The sequence below is a fragment of the Streptacidiphilus anmyonensis genome (genome assembly GCF_000787855.1).
Classification (GTDB): domain Bacteria; phylum Actinomycetota; class Actinomycetes; order Streptomycetales; family Streptomycetaceae; genus Streptacidiphilus; species Streptacidiphilus anmyonensis.
In genome coordinates this window covers 1-1,425 of the sequence record NZ_BBPQ01000145.1, presented here as the reverse complement: position 1 = coordinate 1,425, position 1,425 = coordinate 1, and the positions used below count along the sequence as shown (strand labels likewise).

Here is a 1,425-nt window from a genome sequence, read left to right as displayed (position 1 = left end):
CTACCGCGACGACAACGCGCTGGCCGGCGAGACCCTCGAGATCCAGACCTACGCCTCCGACACCTCCAGCACCGTGACCTCGGATGTGATCACGGTCCCCGAAGACCCGACCGATGCGGGGATGGTCACCGCGGTCCACACCCGGCTGAGCGGGCTGCCGGCGCAGCGCGCGCACTTCTCCCACATCAGCAAGAAGATCACCTACGCTCCGCTGGCGTCCGGTGCTCTGCGACGCTCGGAGGTCGACTACACCTACGACAACTCCCTTCCCTCGTTCACGGGTTCGGGCGGGGCGGGCGGCAACGGCCGTCTGATCCTGACCGACGACAAGGGCGACACCGACGGCTCGGGGAAGTCGAACGGTGACGTCCAGGAGCTGTGCACCTTCACCGGCTACGCGGGCAACACCGCGCTCGGTGCCGACGGCGCGCAGTGGACCGCCTACCCGATGACGACCATCACCTCCACGGTCCCGGCGGGGCAGAGCTGCACCACGACGTCCGAGACCGCGGCGACGGCCGTCTCGCAGACCCAGACCCTGTACGACAACCAGCCACCGGGAACCGTGGCCGTCGGCGACGCCACCACGACCGAGGCTGCGGCCTCCTTCAACGGCGGCTGGACCACCACCGGGCAGGCCGCTTTCGACCAGTACGGCCGCGAGACCAGCAGCACCGACGCCGACAACCACACCACCAAGACCGCGTACAGCCCGGCGACCGGCCTGCTGCCGACCCAGGTGACCACCACCAACCCGGCCGGGTGGACCTCGACCGTCACCATGGACCGCGGCCGCGGCGTCCCGGAGACCACCGTCGACGTCAACGGCCGCCAGAGCGACGCCGTCTACGACGGGCTCGGCCGGGCGGTGAAGACCTGGCAGCCCGACCATCCGAAGGCGCAGAACCCGAACACCCCGAACACCGTCTACGCCTACGGCCTGTTCGGCACCACGCTAGGGGCCACCACGGCGGCGCCGAACCCCTACGTCGAGACCAAGACGCTGCGCGAGGACGACTCCTACGGCCTGTCCTTCTCGATCCTGGACGGTTTCGGGGACCAGGTGCAGACGCAGGCCACCCCGGTGGACGGCTCGGCGGGCTGGTGTCCACCCAGGCCGAGTACGACTCGCTCGGCCAGGTCACCCGCACCGCGACGAACAACTACGACAGCGGCAACACCCCGTCAGCGACGTTCCGCTACTACGGCGACGCGCTCGCCTCGCAGACCGTGACCAGCTACGACGGGCTGTCCCGTCCGCTGACGGTCACGCAGTACCACAATGGCATCGCTGTCCCGGGCGCGACGACCACCACCGCCTACCCCGGCGTGGACCGCACCGACACCACCGCCCCGGCCGGCAACGGCACCGCCACGGCGGGCGCGTCGAGCGCCTTCACCGACGTGCGCGGCCGCAGCACCGCG

1 protein-coding gene and 1 pseudogene are annotated in these 1,425 nt (G+C 70.6%); both read left to right on the top strand.

Features of this window, described 5'->3' with window-relative positions; genetic code table 11:
- Positions 1 to 1,234 (top strand): annotated as a pseudogene (locus TR50_RS46405) (hypothetical protein); the annotation flags it as partial.
- Positions 1,231 to 1,425, top strand: a 195-nt coding sequence (locus TR50_RS47505) for a hypothetical protein (RefSeq protein ID WP_042435992.1), incomplete at its 3' end; no start/stop codon positions are given. The pseudogene TR50_RS46405 and the gene TR50_RS47505, both read left to right, overlap by 4 nt.